Below are 16028 nucleotides of genomic sequence, written 5' to 3'. Positions count from 1 at the left end.
AGCCACAGGCAGATACCCCGTCAGACTTGGCCTGCTGCGCGAACAGGGCTCAGGTAGTAGGTCAACCGGAACTTGCCGATCTGTACCTCGTTGCCGCTCTTCAGCTGCACGCGGTCCACGCGGTCGTGGTTGACGTACGTACCGTTGAGGCTTCCCATGTCCACCAGCTCGAAGCCGGACGCCGTCCGAATGAACTGGACATGCTTGCGGGAAACCGTGACGTCATCCAGGAAGATGTCGGCATCCGGGTGCCGACCCGCCGTGGTGGTGTCCGCGTCCAGCAGGAAACGAGCGCCTGCGTTGGGACCACTGTGCGCAATGAGCAATGCTGAGTTCGGCGGAAGTGCGTCTACGGATGCACGCTCTTCAGGAGCCAACTTGGGCGCAATGCTCGGCTCGTCCCACGTTGGCGTGATGCTGATCGAGGTGGTCTCCGACGTCGGCTGTTCCTCCGCGCCGTTCCCGACATTGGCTTGATTCTGTTCGCCGCCAACCATGGAATTTCCTCCTCATCCGCCGGCAGTTCCAAACCCTGCCGGCCACTTCCGCCTCCCGGTACCGCCGGGCAAATCGGTTGCTGGCCCGCCGTCCCGCTTTCCCGGTTATGGGAATGCGGCCTGACGGGCCAGATAACTTTAGCCTACCTGTTGTTCGTACTCCGATGCACTGAGCAGGGAATCCACTGCATCAGCTTCTGCAAGCTTTACTTCAATTAACCATCCCTCGCCGTACGGGTCCGAGTTAATGAGGGCCGGATCAGTGTCCAGGGCATCATTTCGATTGGTGACTTCGCCAGTCACCGGGGCGTAGATATCACTGACACTTTTCGTGGACTCCACTTCGCCAACAACTTCATTGCCGGTGACTTTCGTGCCCGGCTCAGGCATCTGGGCGTAGACAACGTCACCCAAGGCGTCCTGCGCGAAGTCGGTGATGCCAATGCGCACTACGCCATCGGCATCAGGAGCGGTAACCCATTCGTGTTCTGCGGTGTAGGAAAGTTCTTCCGGAATATTGCTCACTGGTGGCCTTTCATCGGGACATTTACGAACCTCGACGGCGGCCTTGCTGATGGCCACCGCTGAAAGTATAGGCACATTTCCCCTGCACCTCATGGGGTCTCTGCCATGATTGACCCATGACCGAACAAGCACAAGTACCAGCTCAGAAAAAGCGCAATTGGGGCGTAAAAATAATCCTGATCCTGGTGGCAGTACTTGTCGCTGTGGCCGCCTACTTCATCCTCGGGGCCATCCTTCCCCGATGGTGGTCCGACGTCATCGCCGGACAGATCCGGCGCGACCTTGGAGCCAGCGTGCTGGTGGGAATGTTCTACGGTTTCATTTTCACTTTCATTCCGCTCCTCGTAGCGTGGCAGGCCACCCGTAAAGCGGTGTCCTGGCCCTGGAAAATTGCTATTGTCCTGGTGGCCGTCGCCATCGCCACGCCTAACCTGCTTACGGCCGGCATCGTCTTCGGCAGCACGGAGTCAGCCCACGCCGGCCAGCGGACCTTGAGCGTGGATGCAGGATTCTTCACAACCTGGACAGCCATTTCCGCTGTTGCCGCTGTGGTGGTCTTCATTGCAGTCACAATTCTCTGGGCGCTGTGGCGCCGTAGGGGCAAGCAAATGAAAGTGCTCAAGCAAGCAGAGAACCACCGCATCAGGGCTGCGAAAAATGCCGAAGCACAAGCGCAGGACACCACACCCAGCGCCTAGGACGCAGGAAGCCCGCCATGGGATATCCATGGCGGGCTTCTTCGTGTTGCGGCCTTGCTTTGTAGTCCAGCGTCAAGCGACGGGGGCCTCACGTGGTTCGCGTTCGACGTCGGGAGTTACAGCAGGCGCCGCCACTCCCCTGCGCTTTGCTGCTGCCGCTGCCGCTGCCGCTGCCGCCAGCATGACCAGCAGCGCGGCAACGGTAATTCCGGCTCCAGCCCAGATGGGCGAGGTGTAGCCGAGGCCGGCGGTGATGGTAACGCCACCGAGCCAGGCCCCGAGTGCGTTGCCGAGGTTGAACGCGCCGATGTTCGCGCCGGATGCGAGCGTTGGTGCCGTGGAGGCAAAGTGCATCACGCGCATCTGGAGGCCCGGTACGGTGGCGAATCCGAAGCCGCCCATGAGCGCCAGTGACACCAAGGTGGCGATGCTGTTGGACGCGGTGAGGGCGAAGAAGACCAGCACCGCCACCAATCCGGCAAGGATGACAATGAGGGACTTGTCCAGGGCTTTGTCGGCAGCCTTGCCTCCCAGGAAGTTCCCAACAAACAGGCCGACACCGAAGAGCACCAGGAGCCACGGCACGGCGCCGGACTCGAATCCGGACACCTCCGTGAGAGTGAAGGCGATATAGGTGAAGGCGCCGAACATGCCGCCGAACCCAAGGATGGTCACCATGATCGAAAGCCATACCTGACCGGACTTGAATGCGCCCAGCTCGCTGCGGAGGCCCTTGGTTGGTTCCGTGCTGGCCTTAGGGACCATCAGGGCAATGCCGATCAGCGCTACGACGCCGATGGCGGTGATCGCCCAGAAAGTAGAGCGCCAACCGAAGTTCTGGCCCAGCAGCGTTCCAAAGGGAACACCCAGGACGTTGGCCGCAGTGAGGCCGGTGAACATGATGGCGATGGCACCGGCTTTCTTGTGTGCCGGCACCAGGCTCGCGGCAACTACGGAACCGATGCCGAAGAACGCGCCATGGCAAAGCGCTGCGATGATGCGGCCGATCATCATGGCCGCGTAGCTGTCGGCTATCGCGGAAAGGAAGTTGCCGGCGATGAACAGGACGAGCAACCCAATAAGGACCTGCTTTCGCGGGAGCCTGGTGACTGCGGCCGTCACCAGGAGTGCGCCGACGGCAACGCTGAGGGCATAGCCGGAGATGAACCAACCGGCCGAAGCCTCACTGACCTGGAAGTCGGCGGCAACTTCGGGCAAGAGGCCCATGATCACGAATTCGGTCAGTCCGATGCCGAATCCGCCGAGGGCAAGGGCAATCAACCCTGCGGGCATGTGGAGCTCCTTAAAGTTCGGTTCCGATCAGAAGTGGAAGTGCGTCGTCGGGAACCGTAGAATAATAGTTGCAGACGCTCTATATATAGTTGCACACGCTAGATAGTTGCGCAAACAACTACTTTTTGATGCGTCGCGATCACTACATCGAGGCAGGAGCACAGCAGGCATGGGCATCAAGGACGACGCCGTAGAAGTACGGGCGCAGGGCTGGCGAACCCTGGCCGCCCTTCACGGAAGCATCGAAGCCGAACTGGAGAAGGCACTCCAGGCCTCGAGTGACCTGTCGGTAGTGGAGTACACGGTGCTGGATGCGCTCAGTCGCCAGGACGGCTGGCACATGCGGATGCAGCAGCTGGCCCGCGCCACTGCCCTGTCCAGCAGCGCTACCACCCGCCTGGTCAACCGCCTCGAGGACCGCGGCCTGCTTACGCGCATCCTGTGCGCCGATGACCGTCGAGGCATTTACACGGAACTCACAGTGGACGGCCAGAAGCTTCTGGAGGAGGCCAAGCCCGTACATGACGAGACCCTGGCCTCCGCCCTGGAGGCCGCCGAGTCCATGCCGGAGCTGGAACCGCTGGTGAGGGCGCTCGGCGCGTTGCAGGTCTAGCCCGATCCCGGTCTTGTTTGTATCCCCCGGCGTTCAACGCAGGGGGATACAAGCAAGACCGGGACTAAACGAAGCATTAACGACCAAAGGCCGGAATCACCGTGTTTCCACGTGATTCCGGCCTTTATGGTCGGGCTGACAGGATTTGAACCTGCGACCCCTTGACCCCCAGTCAAGTGCGCTACCAAGCTGCGCTACAGCCCGCTGGTTCCACCGTTCTCCGCCTAAGTTTTCCTCCGAAGAGTCCCACCTAAGCAGTCCGGCCGAACCACCTCCAAAAGCTTACACGAAGTTGGAGGTCGGAGACGCCATCACAGCCAAAGTGGGCTGTGATGCCCGTCTCACTTAGCGCTTCTTGCCACGCTTCTCGCGTACGCGCATGTTGACCTCGATGGGTGTGCCCTCGAAGCCGAACGTTTCGCGGAGGCGACGCGTGATGAAGCGACGGTATCCGGGGTCCAGGAAGCCGGTGGTGAACAGCACGAACTTCGGCGGGCGGCTGGATGCCTGGGTGCCAAAGAGGATGCGTGGCTGCTTTCCGCCACGAACCGGGTGCGGGTGGGCTGCCACGAGTTCGCCAAGGAACGCGTTGAGGCGTCCGGTGGGGATGCGGCGGTCCCAGCTCTCCAGCGCAATGTCCAGCGCGGGGACAAGACGGTCCTTATGCCAGCCGGTCTTGGCCGAGATGTTCACGCGGGGTGCCCATTCCACGTGGGCCAGGTCCTGCTCGATTTCACGCTCCAGGTAACGGCGGCGTTCGTCGTCCAGAAGGTCCCACTTGTTGAACGCGAGCACCAGCGCACGGCCGGACTCAATGGCCAGCTGCAGGATACGGACGTCCTGCTCGCTGAGGACCTCGTCGACGGCAAGAAGCACGACGGCGACCTCCGCCTTTTCGAGGGCGGCCTGCGTACGCAGGGAAGCGTAGAAGTCGGCGCCCTGTGCCATGTGCTGGCGGCGGCGGATACCTGCGGTGTCCACGAAGCGCCACGTGCGGTCGCCAAGTTCGATGAATTCGTCAACCGGGTCGCGGGTGGTGCCGGCCAGCGGATCCACCACAACGCGCTCGGAGCCTGCGAGCTTGTTCAGCAGGGAGGACTTACCCACGTTCGGGCGACCGATCAGGGCGATACGGCGGGGACCGCCGGAACGCTCAACGCCGTCCACCAGCGAGTACTCGGGCAAGGTGTCCATGACGTGGTCGAGGAGGTCGGCAACGCCACGGCCGTGCAGAGCCGAAACCGGGTACGGCTGGCCGAAGCCCAAGCCCCACAGGGCGGCGGAATCGGCCTCCTGTGCGAAGTCGTCCACCTTGTTGGCCACCATGATGACCGGCTTCTTGCTCTTGCGGAGCATCTTCATGACGCCCTCGTCAGTCGCGGTCGCGCCAACGGCGGAGTCAACGACGAAAAGCACGGCGTCAGCAAGCTCAACGGCCATTTCGGCCTGCTCGGCTACGCGGGCGTGGATGCCCTTGGCGTCGTGCTCCCAACCACCGGTATCCACCAGGGTGAAGTTGCGGCCGTTCCAGCGCGCCGAGTACATCACGCGGTCGCGGGTAACGCCCGGGGTGTCCTCCACAACAGCTTCGCGGCGGCCGAGGATGCGGTTGACCAAGGTGGACTTGCCCACGTTGGGGCGTCCGATGATGGCCAGAACCGGGTCCAGCTTGAGGGGACCTTCCTCGCCTTCATCGCCGTATTCACCGCTGAGTAGCGCGGCATCTTCTTCGTCGAGTTCGTAGTCCTCCAGGCCTGCCCGGAGGGTGGCCGCGCGGAGCTCGGCTTCGTCGTCGTCGAGGGCCGCCAGGTTTTCCGCCACCTGGTCGGTGCCGGTGGGCGTGTATTCGTCGTCGCCGGCTCCGTGGAGGCCGGATTTTTGAGTCGTATCGCTCATTGCACTTTCCTTAGTGGTGGTCTGCCGGCGTCCCGGCTACTGCTGTATGGCGGTGCTGCGAAGTGGGTTCGCCGGGCGCTGGTTCCAGGGGAAGGCCCTGGCCTGTGGCCCGGATGGCGTCCTGGACGTGTTCGGCCAGGGCTTCACGGATCTCCGCAGCCGCCCTGTCCATTGAAACACGCCCGGGTTCGCCCTTCCGGCGCTTCACCGTGATGGGTTCACCGAAGCTGACATGCAGCTTGCGGCGGGGTTTGGGGATATGGTCTCGATGCTCGTCACCCTGTCGGGTTCCGAGAATGGCCACAGGGATGACGGTAGCTCCCGAGTTGAGGGCGAGCCATGCAACTCCACTGCTGATGGTTTCGGCAGAGCCGCTCCCCCGGGTTCCTTCGGGGAGAATCCCTACGCAACGACCGGCGTCGAGCAGTTTCCTGCCGACATGCAGGGCGGTGCGGTCACCGGCGCGGTCCACTGGAATCTGTCCGGATCCCCTCAGGACAGAGCCCAGGAAGCCTTTGAACATCTCCTTCTTAACGAGGATATGCATGGGGCGCGGCGACGCACCGTACATCACGGGCCCATCCAGGAAGCTGATGTGGTTCGCGGCAAATATCACGGGTCCGGCAGCAGGAACGTTGCTTTTGCCCGCCACGATGGTCCGGTAGATGACGTGATCCAGGAACCAACCAACCGGTCGGCTCCACATCTTGCTCCCCACAGAGGGGAGCTGATTCTCAGTCACCATAGATAACCTTGCTCACGATCGCCAATGCGGTCTGGACGGTTTCCTCAAAGTTCAGTTCCGAAGAATCGAGTGTCACCACACCGTCGGCCGCCTGGGTGAAGTTCACTACCGTTGAGTCCTTGGCGTCACGCTGGATTACCTGGGCATTGAGCTGTTCTTTGGTCTGCGTGCCGCCCAACTGGATCCCACGACGCCGCATCCTGGCTTCCTCGCTGGCGGTCAAGAGCATGCGGACCTCGGCATTGGGGACGACGACGGTGGTGATGTCGCGCCCCTCCACCACCATGCGGCGGTGGTGCTGATCGATCAGCTCGCGCTGGCGACGGATCAGCTCGGTGCGGGCACCGAGCGTCGTGGCGACAGCACTGACCGACGACGAGATCAAAGGATCCCGGATTTCGTCCGTGATGTCCGTTCCATCAACCGCCACATACTCCGTGGCAGTCGTGGTGCTGATCTCCAGCGGCATGATTTTGGAAGCCTGTTCCACCGCAGCGCCATCCTGGAGGTCAACGCCGGTCTTGAGGCAGTACCACGTCAGCGCCCGGTACATTGCGCCGGTATCCAGGTATGCCAGTTTCAAGCGCCGGGCAACTTCCTTGCTGACGCTGGACTTGCCGGACCCCGAAGGGCCGTCAATTGCGATCACGAGCGGCTTTCCGGGACGGGCAACTGTTTCCGGGCCAAAAAATTCACGCGTCATTACTGAAGTACCCGCCATCCACGGTCAGTCAAAGCTTCAACAAGGAGGTCATGCTTGCTGGGAAGCACGGAAAGCTCCACCATGCCCACGTTCTGTCCCGACGAATGGTCGAGCCGAAGGTCTTCGAGGTTCACCCCGATCTCGCCGATCTCCGTGAGGAGTTGCGCGATCTGGCCGGGCTTGTCATCCACCAGGATGGTGAGCCACGAGTACGCCTGGGGAGGTCCGCCGTGCTTGCCTGGGATCCGGGCCTGGCCTGCATTCCCCTCGCTGATGAGCTGGGCAAGGTCAAGCCGCGCACCGGGTGCAAGCGGTTCTTCCAAGGTACCGATCAAACGGTTCAGGTCCTCGCGCACACCGTGCAGGATGGACACCACCTTTTCCGCGTTGCCGCCCAGGATCTGTACCCAGAGGGTGGGATCGCTGGCTGCAATGCGGGTAGTGTCCCTGAGTCCGTTGCCCGCCAAGGAGAGGGCATGCAGCGGCGTGCCTTGCAAACGGCTCGCCAGAAGCGACGACATGATCTGCGGCAGATGCGACACCAACGCCACGGCTTCATCATGCTCGTCCGCGGTGAACTGGGAAACGATCGCTCCCAGATCCCCCGCAAGTGAACGTGCAGCCTGAAGTGCAGCATCCGACGTTTCTTCGGAGGGGCAAAGCACCCAGGGCATGGAGGTGAAAAGCTCTCCCTTGGCCGCAACAGGGCCGGACTTCTCCCTGCCTGCCATGGGGTGGGTACCCACATAGCGGGCAAGGTCCACGCCGCGTTCGCGCAGCTGCGCCTGAATGGTCGCTTTGACGCTGGCAATATCAGCCACGACGGCGGACGGGTAGTCCGCCAGGGCCTTCTGCACGACGTCTGCTGTAACATCCGGCGGAGCCGCGACAACTACCAGTTGGGGTTCTTCATCCAGCTCCCCCAACGGACGTCCTGCGCCGATATCCACCGCGACCGCCTGGTTGGTGGGCGAAGGATCGAAAAGGAAAACCGGGACCCCGCGTCCGCGCAGGCCCAGGCCGATGCTGGCTCCAAGCAAGCCTGTACCGAGGACGACGACCGGGCCATCAAGATGACCCCTGCCGTGCGTACCGAATGCCGACATGCCCTAGAGTCCCACCGATGCCAGGAGGTGTCCGACTTCCTGCCTGCCGAGGTTGCGGATGCTGCCCTGGCGCTGGTCGCCCAAGCCAATGGGACCCACCTTGACGCGGACAAGACGCTCCACCGGGAACCCGACGGCGTCGAACATGCGGCGCACAATACGGTTCTTGCCCGAGTGCAGTACAACCTCAATCAGGACGTGGCCTGGAGTGGAGTCCACCAAGCGGAAGGAATCCACTGCAGCAACGCCGTCTTCAAGTTCGACGCCGTTCTTCAGCTTGGCGCCCACACCTTGCGGGAACGGGCCACGAACCTGGACCAGGTACGTCTTGGGTACCTCATACGAAGGGTGCGTCAAGCGGTTGGCAAGTTCGCCGTCGTTGGTCAGCAGCAGCAGTCCCTCAGTGGCGACATCGAGGCGGCCGACGTGGAACAGTCGTTCGCCCTTGTTCTTGTTGTTCTTGAGGAAGTCGCTGATGCAGGGACGGCCCTCGGGGTCTTCCATGGTGGAAACGACGCCCTTGGGCTTGTTGAAGACCATGTAGACGAGGGTTTCGTCCAGCTGGATCCGGATTCCATCGACGTGGATGACGGCAGACGTTGGGTCCACTCGCATACCAAGTTCGGTGGTAACCACTCCATCAACTTCGACGCGTCCTTCGAGGATCATTTCCTCGCACACACGGCGTGAAGCCACACCGGCCTGTGCCATGACCTTCTGCAGGCGGACGCCGTCAACGTCGTGAAGGTCGGACTGCGGGACTTCCTGGCGCGGACCGCGGTTGCGACCCGGCTTCCGGATGGGGCCCAGGTTCTGGCCGAAGCGTTCGCTGCCGAAGGCCTTGGAGCCGTACTGCCGTGCAGGTTTCGCCTTGGGCTTCAGGGCGCCCGGAGTGCCCGGGGCTTTGCCGAAGCCGGGCTTGTTGGAGCCTGGCTTGCGGAACGGCTTTGCCGGCCTGGCTGCCTGGCCGCGATCGTAATCGCCCGCAGTTGTGGGGTTGTCAGGATCGAAAGGGGCCGCTTCGCGCGGCTTCGATGCCTTGAAGGGGCGTCCCTCGCCCTGGGTGAAGTTGCGCTTTCCAGCGCCGGCGCTGCCGCCGCGGCCCGAGAAGCCGCCGGCGTTGGAGCGGCCGGTGCCGCCCTTGGCCTCATTGCGTCCGGAGCTGTTGCGTCCCGAACTGTTACGTGGTGAACTCTGGCGTCCCGCCTGTGTCATGACCCGTCCTTGTGTAGTAATGGCCGGCAATTGGTGTTGGAATCAACACTAGCCAGCCGGGCAGACATCGTCTGCCCCTTGTCGCTGTGCACCTTGGTCAGGTGCCGTGAATCAGTATGAAGTTGTCTTGCAGTGCCGGTGTGGGCCGTGGCTACATCCGGCTTGCGTCGTAGTACTCGTCGATCCCTTCCAAACCCGGAAGGTGCGGCGAGAGCTGTGGCAGTTCAGCCACTGAACCGATGCCCATCCGTTCCAGGAAGTACGAGGTTGTCCGGTAAAGGACAGCTCCCGATTCGGGATCGTTTCCGGAGTCCTCGATCAAACCCCTTTGGGTAAGCGTCCGGACTACGGAATCGACGTTGACGCCGCGAATGGCAGACACCCGGGCCCTTGAGACCGGCTGCCGGTAAGCAATCACCGCCAGGGTCTCAAGCGCTGCCTGAGTAAGCCTGGTGGTCTGGCCCTCGAGGACGAACCTGCCCACGATGTCGGCAAATTCCGACCGTGAATAGATCCGCCACCCACCGGCGACGTTCCGCAATTCAAAACCCCGGGGTGCAGTACTGGCAGCGGCAAAGCCGACAGTATCCACGTCCGGGGCTTTAACAGTATAGCCGCTATACTCCCGCTGCAGGTCCTGCAGCAAATCCTCGACGACGGCGACCGTCACGTTGAGTCCGGCGGCCAGCTCCTCCGAGGTGGCCGGCTCATCAATGACCATAAGGACCGCCTCCAATGCCGCCCGCGCACCGCCGGGCAGGGCCTCCAGTTCAGCCAAGCCATCCTCGACTGCGTCCTGCTCACTCACTGGTGCCATCCCCGCTTCGATCCGCTTCTGTTCCTGATTCGTACTCCTCGCTCAGGCTGGAACCGTCCCAGCCGGCGTCATCACCTGTCCACCGAATCGTCAGCTCAGCCAACGGACCGGGCTGTTCAAACGCAACCACGCGGTCGCGGAACATTTCCAGCAACGCGAGGAAACGTGCCACCACCACCAAAGTAGTCTCGGCGTCGGCAATCAGCGACTGGAAGGATAACGGCGCGCCCAGCTTCAAGCGGTAGCCCATGATTTCGGCCTGTTCCTTGACGCTTACCGGCGGAGCATGAAGATGGTCCAAGCCCACCTCGGCAGGGGCGGAATCCTTGGGTTTAAGTGCTTTGGCGGCAAGTTCCGCGAACTGCTCCGGCGTGTGCCGCCACACCAGCTCCGGAAGCAGGGCAGCGAAATGGCCTTCCAAGGCAACCTGCCGCGGGTACCTCCGGCCTTCCTGTTCCAGTGTCTCGCCCAGGATCCCGGCGATCTGCTTGAAGGCCTTGTACTGGAGCAGGCGGGCGAACAGCAGGTCCCTTGCCTCCAGGAGCGCGATGTCCTCAGCGTCCTCCACCTCACCGGCAGGCAGGAGGCGCGCCGCCTTCAAATCCAGCAGCGTTGCAGCGATCACCAGGAACTCACTGGCTTCATCCAGCGCCCAGTCCTCCCCCAGCTCCTGGAGTCGCCTGATGTACTTGATGAATTCATCGGTGACCGTGGCCAACGCCACCTCGGTGATATCCAGCTTGTGCTTGGAAATGAGGCCGAGCAAAAGGTCAAAGGGGCCCGTGAAGTTAGCGAGGCGTACTTCAAAGCCGACCTTACGGGCTTCGGAGGTACCGGCGTCGGGCGTTTCCGCTTCAGCGGCTGTTTCCGCTACGGCGGTGGGGGCGATTGACGGTCCCACCGTCCGCTAGGGCGCGCCGCCGCGCGAGATCAGTTCCTTGGCAAGGCGGCGATAAGCGTCAGCTCCGATGTGGTTGCCGGCGTAGCTGGTGATGGGCTCGGCGGCCACGGTGGCGTCTGCAAACTTAATAGAACGCTTGATGACAGTCTCAAAGACCTTGTCCCCGAACGCCTCCACCAGGCGCGAAATCACTTCACGGCTGTGCAGGGTGCGGGCGTCATACATGGTGGCCAGGACACCGTCAACCTGCAGGCGCGGGTTGAGGCGGTCCTGCACCTTCTCGATGGTCTCCACCAGAAGCGCAACGGCGCGCAGGGCAAAGAACTCGCAAATCAAAGGGATGATGACGCCGTGGGCTGCAGTCAGCGCATTCACTGTCAGCAAGCCCAGCGACGGCTGGCAGTCGATCAATACGACGTCGTAGTCATCCTCAACGCTTTTGAGTGCGCGGTCCAGGACTTGCTCACGGGCAACCTCGTTGACCAGCTGCACTTCGGCAGCAGAGAGATCAATGTTGGCGGGCAGGAGGTCAACGCCTTCAACACCGGTCTGCTGGATGGCATCGCGGATGTTCACCTTGCGGTCCATCAGGACGTTATAGACGGTGAGGTCGAGCTCGTGCGGGTTGGCCCCGAGGCCGGCGGACAGAGCGCCTTGCGGATCAAAATCCACCAACAGGACGCGACGGCCGTACTCGGCGAGCGCAGCCGCCAAGTTGATGGTGGAGGTGGTTTTACCCACGCCACCCTTTTGGTTGACCATGGCGATGACTCTCGCCGGACCGTGGGAGGCCAGTGGAGCAGGTTCCGGGAATTCGCGGTAAGGGCGGCCCGTGGGCCCCATGATGGCGTCTTCCAGATCGAGCTCGGTGCCTTCCAGCGTAGCTGTTCCCCGTTCGATGCTCACGTATCTAACCACTCTTTCGACGACGATCTTCCCTGCCGCTGCGCCCCCGGACGACAGCGCTGCTACCCCTTTAGGCTACAGCGCCCGACACGGTTATTTGGGGAACTTGACTTTGGCCGATTGCTGAGCCTTTACCCTCTGGTTGAGGTCGAAGGTTGAGGCGCGTGCCTGGGCTGCCGCGGGAACAGCGAAGGCCGGCACCTGGTGGGGTGCCGGCCTTCGCCAAACTATCTTGCGTTGACGCTGATCCTGCTAGACCGTGGCCTTCTCGCGGTTTTCAGCCTCAGGTGCAGCCTCTTCTTCGCCGCCGTGGGCGATCATGGTCTGCTCATCGAAGGGCTCGCTGCCGGAGAGGACACGCTCTACCTGGCCGTTGTCGATTTCCTTCACCCAGGTGCCGATGAGGACTGTGGCGACTGCGTTGCCGGTGAAGTTGGTCAATGCACGTGCCTCGGACATGAAGCGGTCGATTCCAACGATCATGCCCACGCCGCCCAAGAGCTCCGGCTTGTGCGCCTGGAGGCCGGCCGCAAGGGTGGCAAGTCCGGCACCCGTGACGCCTGCAGCACCCTTGGAAGCGATGATCATGAAGACCAGCAGGGAGATCTGCGCGCCGAGATCCAACGGCGTGCCCATGGCGTTGGCTACGAACAGCGATGCCATGGTCAGGTAGATGGCCGTGCCGTCCAGGTTGAAGGAGTAGCCGGTGGGAACCGTGACGCCGACAACCGGCTTGGAGACACCCAGGTGCTCCATCTTGGCGATCAGGCGGGGCAGGGCTGCCTCGGAGGAAGAGGTGGAGAAGATCAGGAGGTACTCGCGGGCCAGGTACTTCATGAGCTTGAAGATGTTCACGCCGGCCACTGCGCGGAGCAGCGTACCGAGGATGACCACGATGAACAGTGCGCACGTTACGTAGAAGGCAAGCATCAGGGTGAACATGCTGAGGATCGCCTGGGCGCCGGTGGCACCAACGACGGCGGCGATGGCACCGAATGCTCCAACCGGGGCCAGCCACATGATCATGATGAGGATGCGGAACACGAGGCGCTGTCCGTGACCGATGGCGGTGAGGATGGGTGCACCCTGCTTTCCCATCTTCTGCAGTGCGAAACCGACCAGGATGGCAGCCAGAAGGGTCGGCAGGACCGGGATGTCGCCGGGGATGATTCCCAGGAGGAAGTCCACTGTGCTGTTGGTATCGGCCTTCTTGGTGGGATCGTACGGGGTCAGCTTGAGCCCCTCGCCCGGGTGGATCAGGTTGCCCACCACCAAGCCGATGGCGAGGGCAAACGTGGACATTGCCACGAAGTAGCCCAGGGCGAGTCCCCCGACCTTGCCAACGGTTGCGGCTTTGGCGATGGAGCCGATGCCCAGGACGATGGTGCAGAAGATGACCGGGGCAATCATCATCTTGATGAGCTTGATGAAGCCGTCACCGAGCGGCTTGAGGGACTTGCCAACCTCGGGGAACATCAGGCCGACCACGGCGCCGAGCACTACGGCCAGGATGACCGCGATGTACAGGTAGTGCGACTTGTCGAGCCCCTTGCGTCCACCTTTGGCGGCTACTGCCGACTCTCCTCGTTGAGAGGTCATGGGATTCTCCTTCTGGATACTGTGTAAGGCGCTGCGGTCCTGCACTGATGTCCAATCCGCTGCCCTTGTGTGATATCCATCATTGAGCCGTTGGTGACACGCATCACCGTTGCGGTCATATTGGTCATGGGAGGCCCACGTGTTTCACAGCTGGAGCATCGCCCGCCGCTTGTTCGTGGCGAACCTGTTGTTCGTCCTGGTCCTGACGGCGGTCTTCGGTGCGTTCTCCGTGGTGGAAGCCAGGGACAGGGCCTACGATGAAGCCGGCGGAAGGATGCAGGCGATCGCCACGTCCCTGGCCAACAATCCCCTTGTCCTGGAGGCCTCATCCACGGCAGATCCTTCAGCCATCCTCCAGCCCTACGCGTGGGAAGTCATGGACGACGCCGATGCTGATTTCATCACCATCATGGCTCCCGACAGGACACGCTGGACCCACCCCCGTACAGAGGAACTGGGCAAGCCATATATCGGGACGATTGAGCCGGCCCTCGGCGGTGAAACCTTCACCGAAGTTACTGCAGGAACCTTGGGCCCCTCGGTCCGAACCATCGCTCCCGTCAAGGACGCGGGTGGAAGCGTCAAAGCCTTGGTCGCTGCCGGCATCACGGTCCGCACAGTGGACACCGACGTTGCAGAGAGGCTGGGAGTGATTGGCGTCATCGCGTTGGTGGTCTTGTTCTTCGGATCAGTGGCCTCCTGGCTCTTGGGCCGCTATCTGCGCTCGGTCACACGGGGATGGGGACCAGAGCAGCTGGCACAACTGTTCGCGTACTACGAGTCCGTCCTCCACTCCGTCCGCGAAGGCGTGATCCTGATTGACACCCGCGGCAAGGCGGTGATGTACAACGACCAAGCCGCGGAGCTTCTGGGCCTGGGGCCGTCCGACGCCGACCGGTCCCCTGACGACGCCCCCAAACTCGCCGATCTTCCCTTCGATGGCAGCCTGCGGGCGCTTTTCGAATCGGGTAGGCCCGCACATGACGAAATCCATCTGACTGGTTCGCGGATCCTGGTGGTCAACCAGGCCCCGGCGGTAGGGCCGGTGCCTGAGCGGAGCCGGCAGAAACCCGCCGTCTACGGGACGGTGGCCACTATCCGCGACCGTACCGAAATCGAATCCCTGGGCACGGAGCTCCAGACGATGAAGACCCTCTCCGATGCCCTGCGTGCCCAGACACATGAGCATGCAAACCGGCTCCATATGATCGTTTCCCTGTTGGAGTTGGGCCGCACGCCCCAGGCTTTGGACTTTGCCACCAAGGATCTTGAACTCAGCCAGCAACTCACCGATGACATGGTGGCCTCCGTGGACGAGCCCGTCATGAGCGCCTTGGTGATGGGCAAGGCGGCGGAAGCCCACGAACGTGGGGTGGAATTGGTGGTCCGAACCTCAGGGCGCTCCGGCGTGCGTGGCCTCGAGATCCAGGACCTGGTGACCATTCTCGGGAACCTGCTGGACAACGCGATTGACGCAGCCGCTGCCGGCGACTTTCCCCGGAAGGTGGAGCTGGACGTGGAAGCCGGACCTGCCGCCGTCGAATTTACGGTGCGTGACTCCGGCAGCGGCATCAATCCGGGCTCCATCGATGACGTCCTGCAGTACGGCTTCAGCACCAAGTCTCCGGAAGGAAACCCGCAAGGTGCCCACGGTCGGGGCGTTGGCCTGGCCTTGGTCCGTCAGGCTGTGGAGCGGCTCAACGGTACGATGACCATCAGCAATCCCGGCGGAGCACAGTTCCACGTCATGCTCCCCGCGCCGGTTCCCGAGGAAGAGAAGGCATGACAGAGATCCGTGTCCTGGTGGTGGAGGACGAGCCAATAGCCTCGGACGCCCACTCTGTCTACATTGGCCGCTTGGACGGCTTCAGCTTGGTGGGGACGGCACCCGATGGCCAGTCGGCCCTGCGCATCCTCGGAGAGTTTGCGGCCTCCGGCTCCCCCGTGGACCTCGTTCTGCTGGACATGAACCTCCCTGACCTCCACGGCCTGGACGTGGCCCGGCGGATGCGTTCCGCGGGAGTCTTTGCCGACATCATCGCCATCACTGCCGTCCGTGAACTGAACATCGTCCGCAGCGCCGTGTCCATCGGCGTCGTGCAGTACCTCATCAAACCCTTCACGTACGCCACCTTTGCCGACAAGCTCAGCAGCTACCGGACCTTCCGCGAACAGTTGGCGGGCTCGATGTCCGGCATTTCCAAAGCAGGGGCCTCGCAGAGTGACGTTGACCAGGCGTTCGCGAGTCTTCGCGCACCCACGGAACTGCCGCTGCCCAAGGGACTCTCCGGGTCAACGCTGGAGTCAGTGAAGGACCTGGTGAGGGCGGGGCAGCGGCCGGTGTCCGCAAGTGAGGTCATGGACGCACTGGGGATGTCCCGAGTGACCGCCCGCCGCTATCTGGAATACCTTGCCGACGCCGGAACGGTCACCCGGGCGCCCAGGTATGGCACCCCTGGCCGGCCGGAGAACGAGTACGGCTGGAACCGGGCCTAGGGATCCTCCCGTTACCTG

At 62.6% G+C, this 16028-nt stretch carries 16 protein-coding genes and 1 tRNA gene; 4 read left to right on the top strand and 13 right to left on the bottom strand.

Translation table 11 applies throughout. From position 1 onward, the window contains the following. Positions 1-20: 20 nt before the first annotated feature. Positions 21-497: an FHA domain-containing protein gene (locus KCX59_RS08745; protein ID WP_011774388.1), complete on the bottom strand. Its 477-nt coding sequence runs from the start codon at positions 495-497 to the stop codon at positions 21-23. A gap of 138 nt (positions 498-635) precedes the next feature. Further along, complete coding sequence (gene gcvH / locus KCX59_RS08740; protein ID WP_017200815.1) at positions 636-1022, bottom strand: glycine cleavage system protein GcvH; 387 nt, start codon at positions 1020-1022, stop codon at positions 636-638. Positions 1023-1138: 116 nt separating this feature from the next. Between gcvH and KCX59_RS08735 the strand changes: the two genes are divergently transcribed. Beyond that, on the top strand, positions 1139-1720 hold the full coding sequence (locus KCX59_RS08735) for a hypothetical protein (protein ID WP_179017402.1): 582 nt from the start codon (positions 1139-1141) through the stop codon (positions 1718-1720). A 72-nt stretch (positions 1721-1792) separates the two neighbouring features. Here the strand turns inward: KCX59_RS08735 and KCX59_RS08730 are convergent, their stop codons facing one another. Next, positions 1793-3013, bottom strand: coding sequence for an MFS transporter (locus KCX59_RS08730; protein WP_179017403.1), 1221 nt, complete (start codon positions 3011-3013; stop codon positions 1793-1795). Positions 3014-3182: 169 nt separating this feature from the next. Here KCX59_RS08730 and KCX59_RS08725 point away from each other — a divergent pair, with 169 nt between their 5' ends. Then, positions 3183-3626 carry a MarR family winged helix-turn-helix transcriptional regulator gene (locus KCX59_RS08725; RefSeq protein ID WP_178995011.1) on the top strand — a complete coding sequence of 148 codons (444 nt, stop codon included), beginning with the start codon at positions 3183-3185 and terminating at the stop codon, positions 3624-3626. A gap of 127 nt (positions 3627-3753) precedes the next feature. Here KCX59_RS08725 and KCX59_RS08720 read toward each other — a convergent pair. The 10 genes from KCX59_RS08720 to KCX59_RS08675 form a co-directional block, all read right to left on the bottom strand. Continuing rightward, a tRNA-Pro gene (locus tag KCX59_RS08720) sits at positions 3754-3830 on the bottom strand. 141 nt (positions 3831-3971) lie between these two features. Then, positions 3972-5522 carry a ribosome biogenesis GTPase Der gene (gene der, locus KCX59_RS08715; protein ID WP_141284728.1) on the bottom strand — a complete coding sequence of 517 codons (1551 nt, stop codon included), beginning with the start codon at positions 5520-5522 and terminating at the stop codon, positions 3972-3974. Between the two features lie 10 nt (positions 5523-5532). After that, entirely contained in the window at positions 5533-6228 is a 696-nt protein-coding gene (locus KCX59_RS08710; protein WP_179017418.1) for a lysophospholipid acyltransferase family protein, read from the bottom strand. Between the two features lie 28 nt (positions 6229-6256). Beyond that, positions 6257-6970 carry a (d)CMP kinase gene (gene cmk / locus KCX59_RS08705; protein ID WP_091466590.1) on the bottom strand — a complete coding sequence of 238 codons (714 nt, stop codon included), beginning with the start codon at positions 6968-6970 and terminating at the stop codon, positions 6257-6259. Beyond that, complete coding sequence (locus KCX59_RS08700; protein WP_179017404.1) at positions 6970-8076, bottom strand: prephenate dehydrogenase; 1107 nt, start codon at positions 8074-8076, stop codon at positions 6970-6972. Before KCX59_RS08700 ends, cmk begins: the two co-directional genes overlap by 1 nt. 3 nt (positions 8077-8079) lie before the next feature. After that, the gene (locus tag KCX59_RS08695) at positions 8080-9291 is read right to left on the bottom strand and encodes a pseudouridine synthase (protein ID WP_091466587.1); all 1212 of its coding nucleotides are present in this window, start codon (positions 9289-9291) and stop codon (positions 8080-8082) included. A 151-nt stretch (positions 9292-9442) separates the two neighbouring features. After that, a complete protein-coding gene (scpB, locus tag KCX59_RS08690; protein ID WP_179017405.1) occupies positions 9443-10108 on the bottom strand; it encodes an SMC-Scp complex subunit ScpB in 666 nt (221 codons plus the stop codon). Beyond that, positions 10092-11009, bottom strand: coding sequence for a segregation and condensation protein A (locus tag KCX59_RS08685; RefSeq protein ID WP_179017406.1), 918 nt, complete (start codon positions 11007-11009; stop codon positions 10092-10094). Before KCX59_RS08685 ends, scpB begins: the two co-directional genes overlap by 17 nt. Positions 11010-11015: 6 nt before the next feature. Next, positions 11016-11915 (bottom strand): ParA family protein, encoded by a 900-nt coding sequence (locus KCX59_RS08680; RefSeq protein ID WP_024820433.1) that lies wholly within the window; start codon positions 11913-11915, stop codon positions 11016-11018. Positions 11916-12167: 252 nt separating this feature from the next. Continuing rightward, on the bottom strand, positions 12168-13514 hold the full coding sequence (locus KCX59_RS08675; protein WP_017200804.1) for a C4-dicarboxylate transporter DctA: 1347 nt from the start codon (positions 13512-13514) through the stop codon (positions 12168-12170). Between the two features lie 139 nt (positions 13515-13653). Here KCX59_RS08675 and KCX59_RS08670 point away from each other — a divergent pair, with 139 nt between their 5' ends. Next, complete coding sequence (locus KCX59_RS08670; protein WP_179017407.1) at positions 13654-15300, top strand: sensor histidine kinase; 1647 nt, start codon at positions 13654-13656, stop codon at positions 15298-15300. Further along, positions 15297-16010 (top strand): response regulator, encoded by a 714-nt coding sequence (locus tag KCX59_RS08665; protein ID WP_178995023.1) that lies wholly within the window; start codon positions 15297-15299, stop codon positions 16008-16010. The genes KCX59_RS08670 and KCX59_RS08665 overlap by 4 nt, the downstream gene beginning before the upstream one ends. Positions 16011-16028 lie beyond the last annotated feature (18 nt).

It is taken from the genome of Paenarthrobacter nitroguajacolicus, from assembly GCF_051027655.1.
In the GTDB taxonomy this organism is placed as follows: domain Bacteria; phylum Actinomycetota; class Actinomycetes; order Actinomycetales; family Micrococcaceae; genus Arthrobacter; species Arthrobacter nitroguajacolicus.
Note: the sequence above shows the minus strand (reverse complement) of the source record. Positions and strands in the feature narration are given on the sequence as shown.

Bases quoted from the DNA above. Each gene is read 5' to 3' on its own strand.
- KCX59_RS08735 (WP_179017402.1), top strand. From the start codon at position 1,139: ATGACCGAACAAGCACAAGTACCAGCTCAGAAAAAGCGCAATTGGGGC.
- KCX59_RS08730 (WP_179017403.1), bottom strand. From the start codon at position 3,013: ATGCCCGCAGGGTTGATTGCCCTTGCCCTCGGCGGATTCGGCATCGGA.
- KCX59_RS08695 (WP_091466587.1), bottom strand. From the start codon at position 9,291: ATGACACAGGCGGGACGCCAGAGTTCACCACGTAACAGTTCGGGACGC.
- KCX59_RS08665 (WP_178995023.1), top strand. From the start codon at position 15,297: ATGACAGAGATCCGTGTCCTGGTGGTGGAGGACGAGCCAATAGCCTCG.
- KCX59_RS08725 (WP_178995011.1), top strand. From the start codon at position 3,183: ATGGGCATCAAGGACGACGCCGTAGAAGTACGGGCGCAGGGCTGGCGA.
- scpB (WP_179017405.1), bottom strand. From the start codon at position 10,108: ATGGCACCAGTGAGTGAGCAGGACGCAGTCGAGGATGGCTTGGCTGAA.
- cmk (WP_091466590.1), bottom strand. From the start codon at position 6,970: ATGACGCGTGAATTTTTTGGCCCGGAAACAGTTGCCCGTCCCGGAAAG.
- KCX59_RS08675 (WP_017200804.1), bottom strand. From the start codon at position 13,514: ATGACCTCTCAACGAGGAGAGTCGGCAGTAGCCGCCAAAGGTGGACGC.
- KCX59_RS08700 (WP_179017404.1), bottom strand. From the start codon at position 8,076: ATGTCGGCATTCGGTACGCACGGCAGGGGTCATCTTGATGGCCCGGTC.
- KCX59_RS08710 (WP_179017418.1), bottom strand. From the start codon at position 6,228: ATGTGGAGCCGACCGGTTGGTTGGTTCCTGGATCACGTCATCTACCGG.
- der (WP_141284728.1), bottom strand. From the start codon at position 5,522: ATGAGCGATACGACTCAAAAATCCGGCCTCCACGGAGCCGGCGACGAC.
- KCX59_RS08745 (WP_011774388.1), bottom strand. From the start codon at position 497: ATGGTTGGCGGCGAACAGAATCAAGCCAATGTCGGGAACGGCGCGGAG.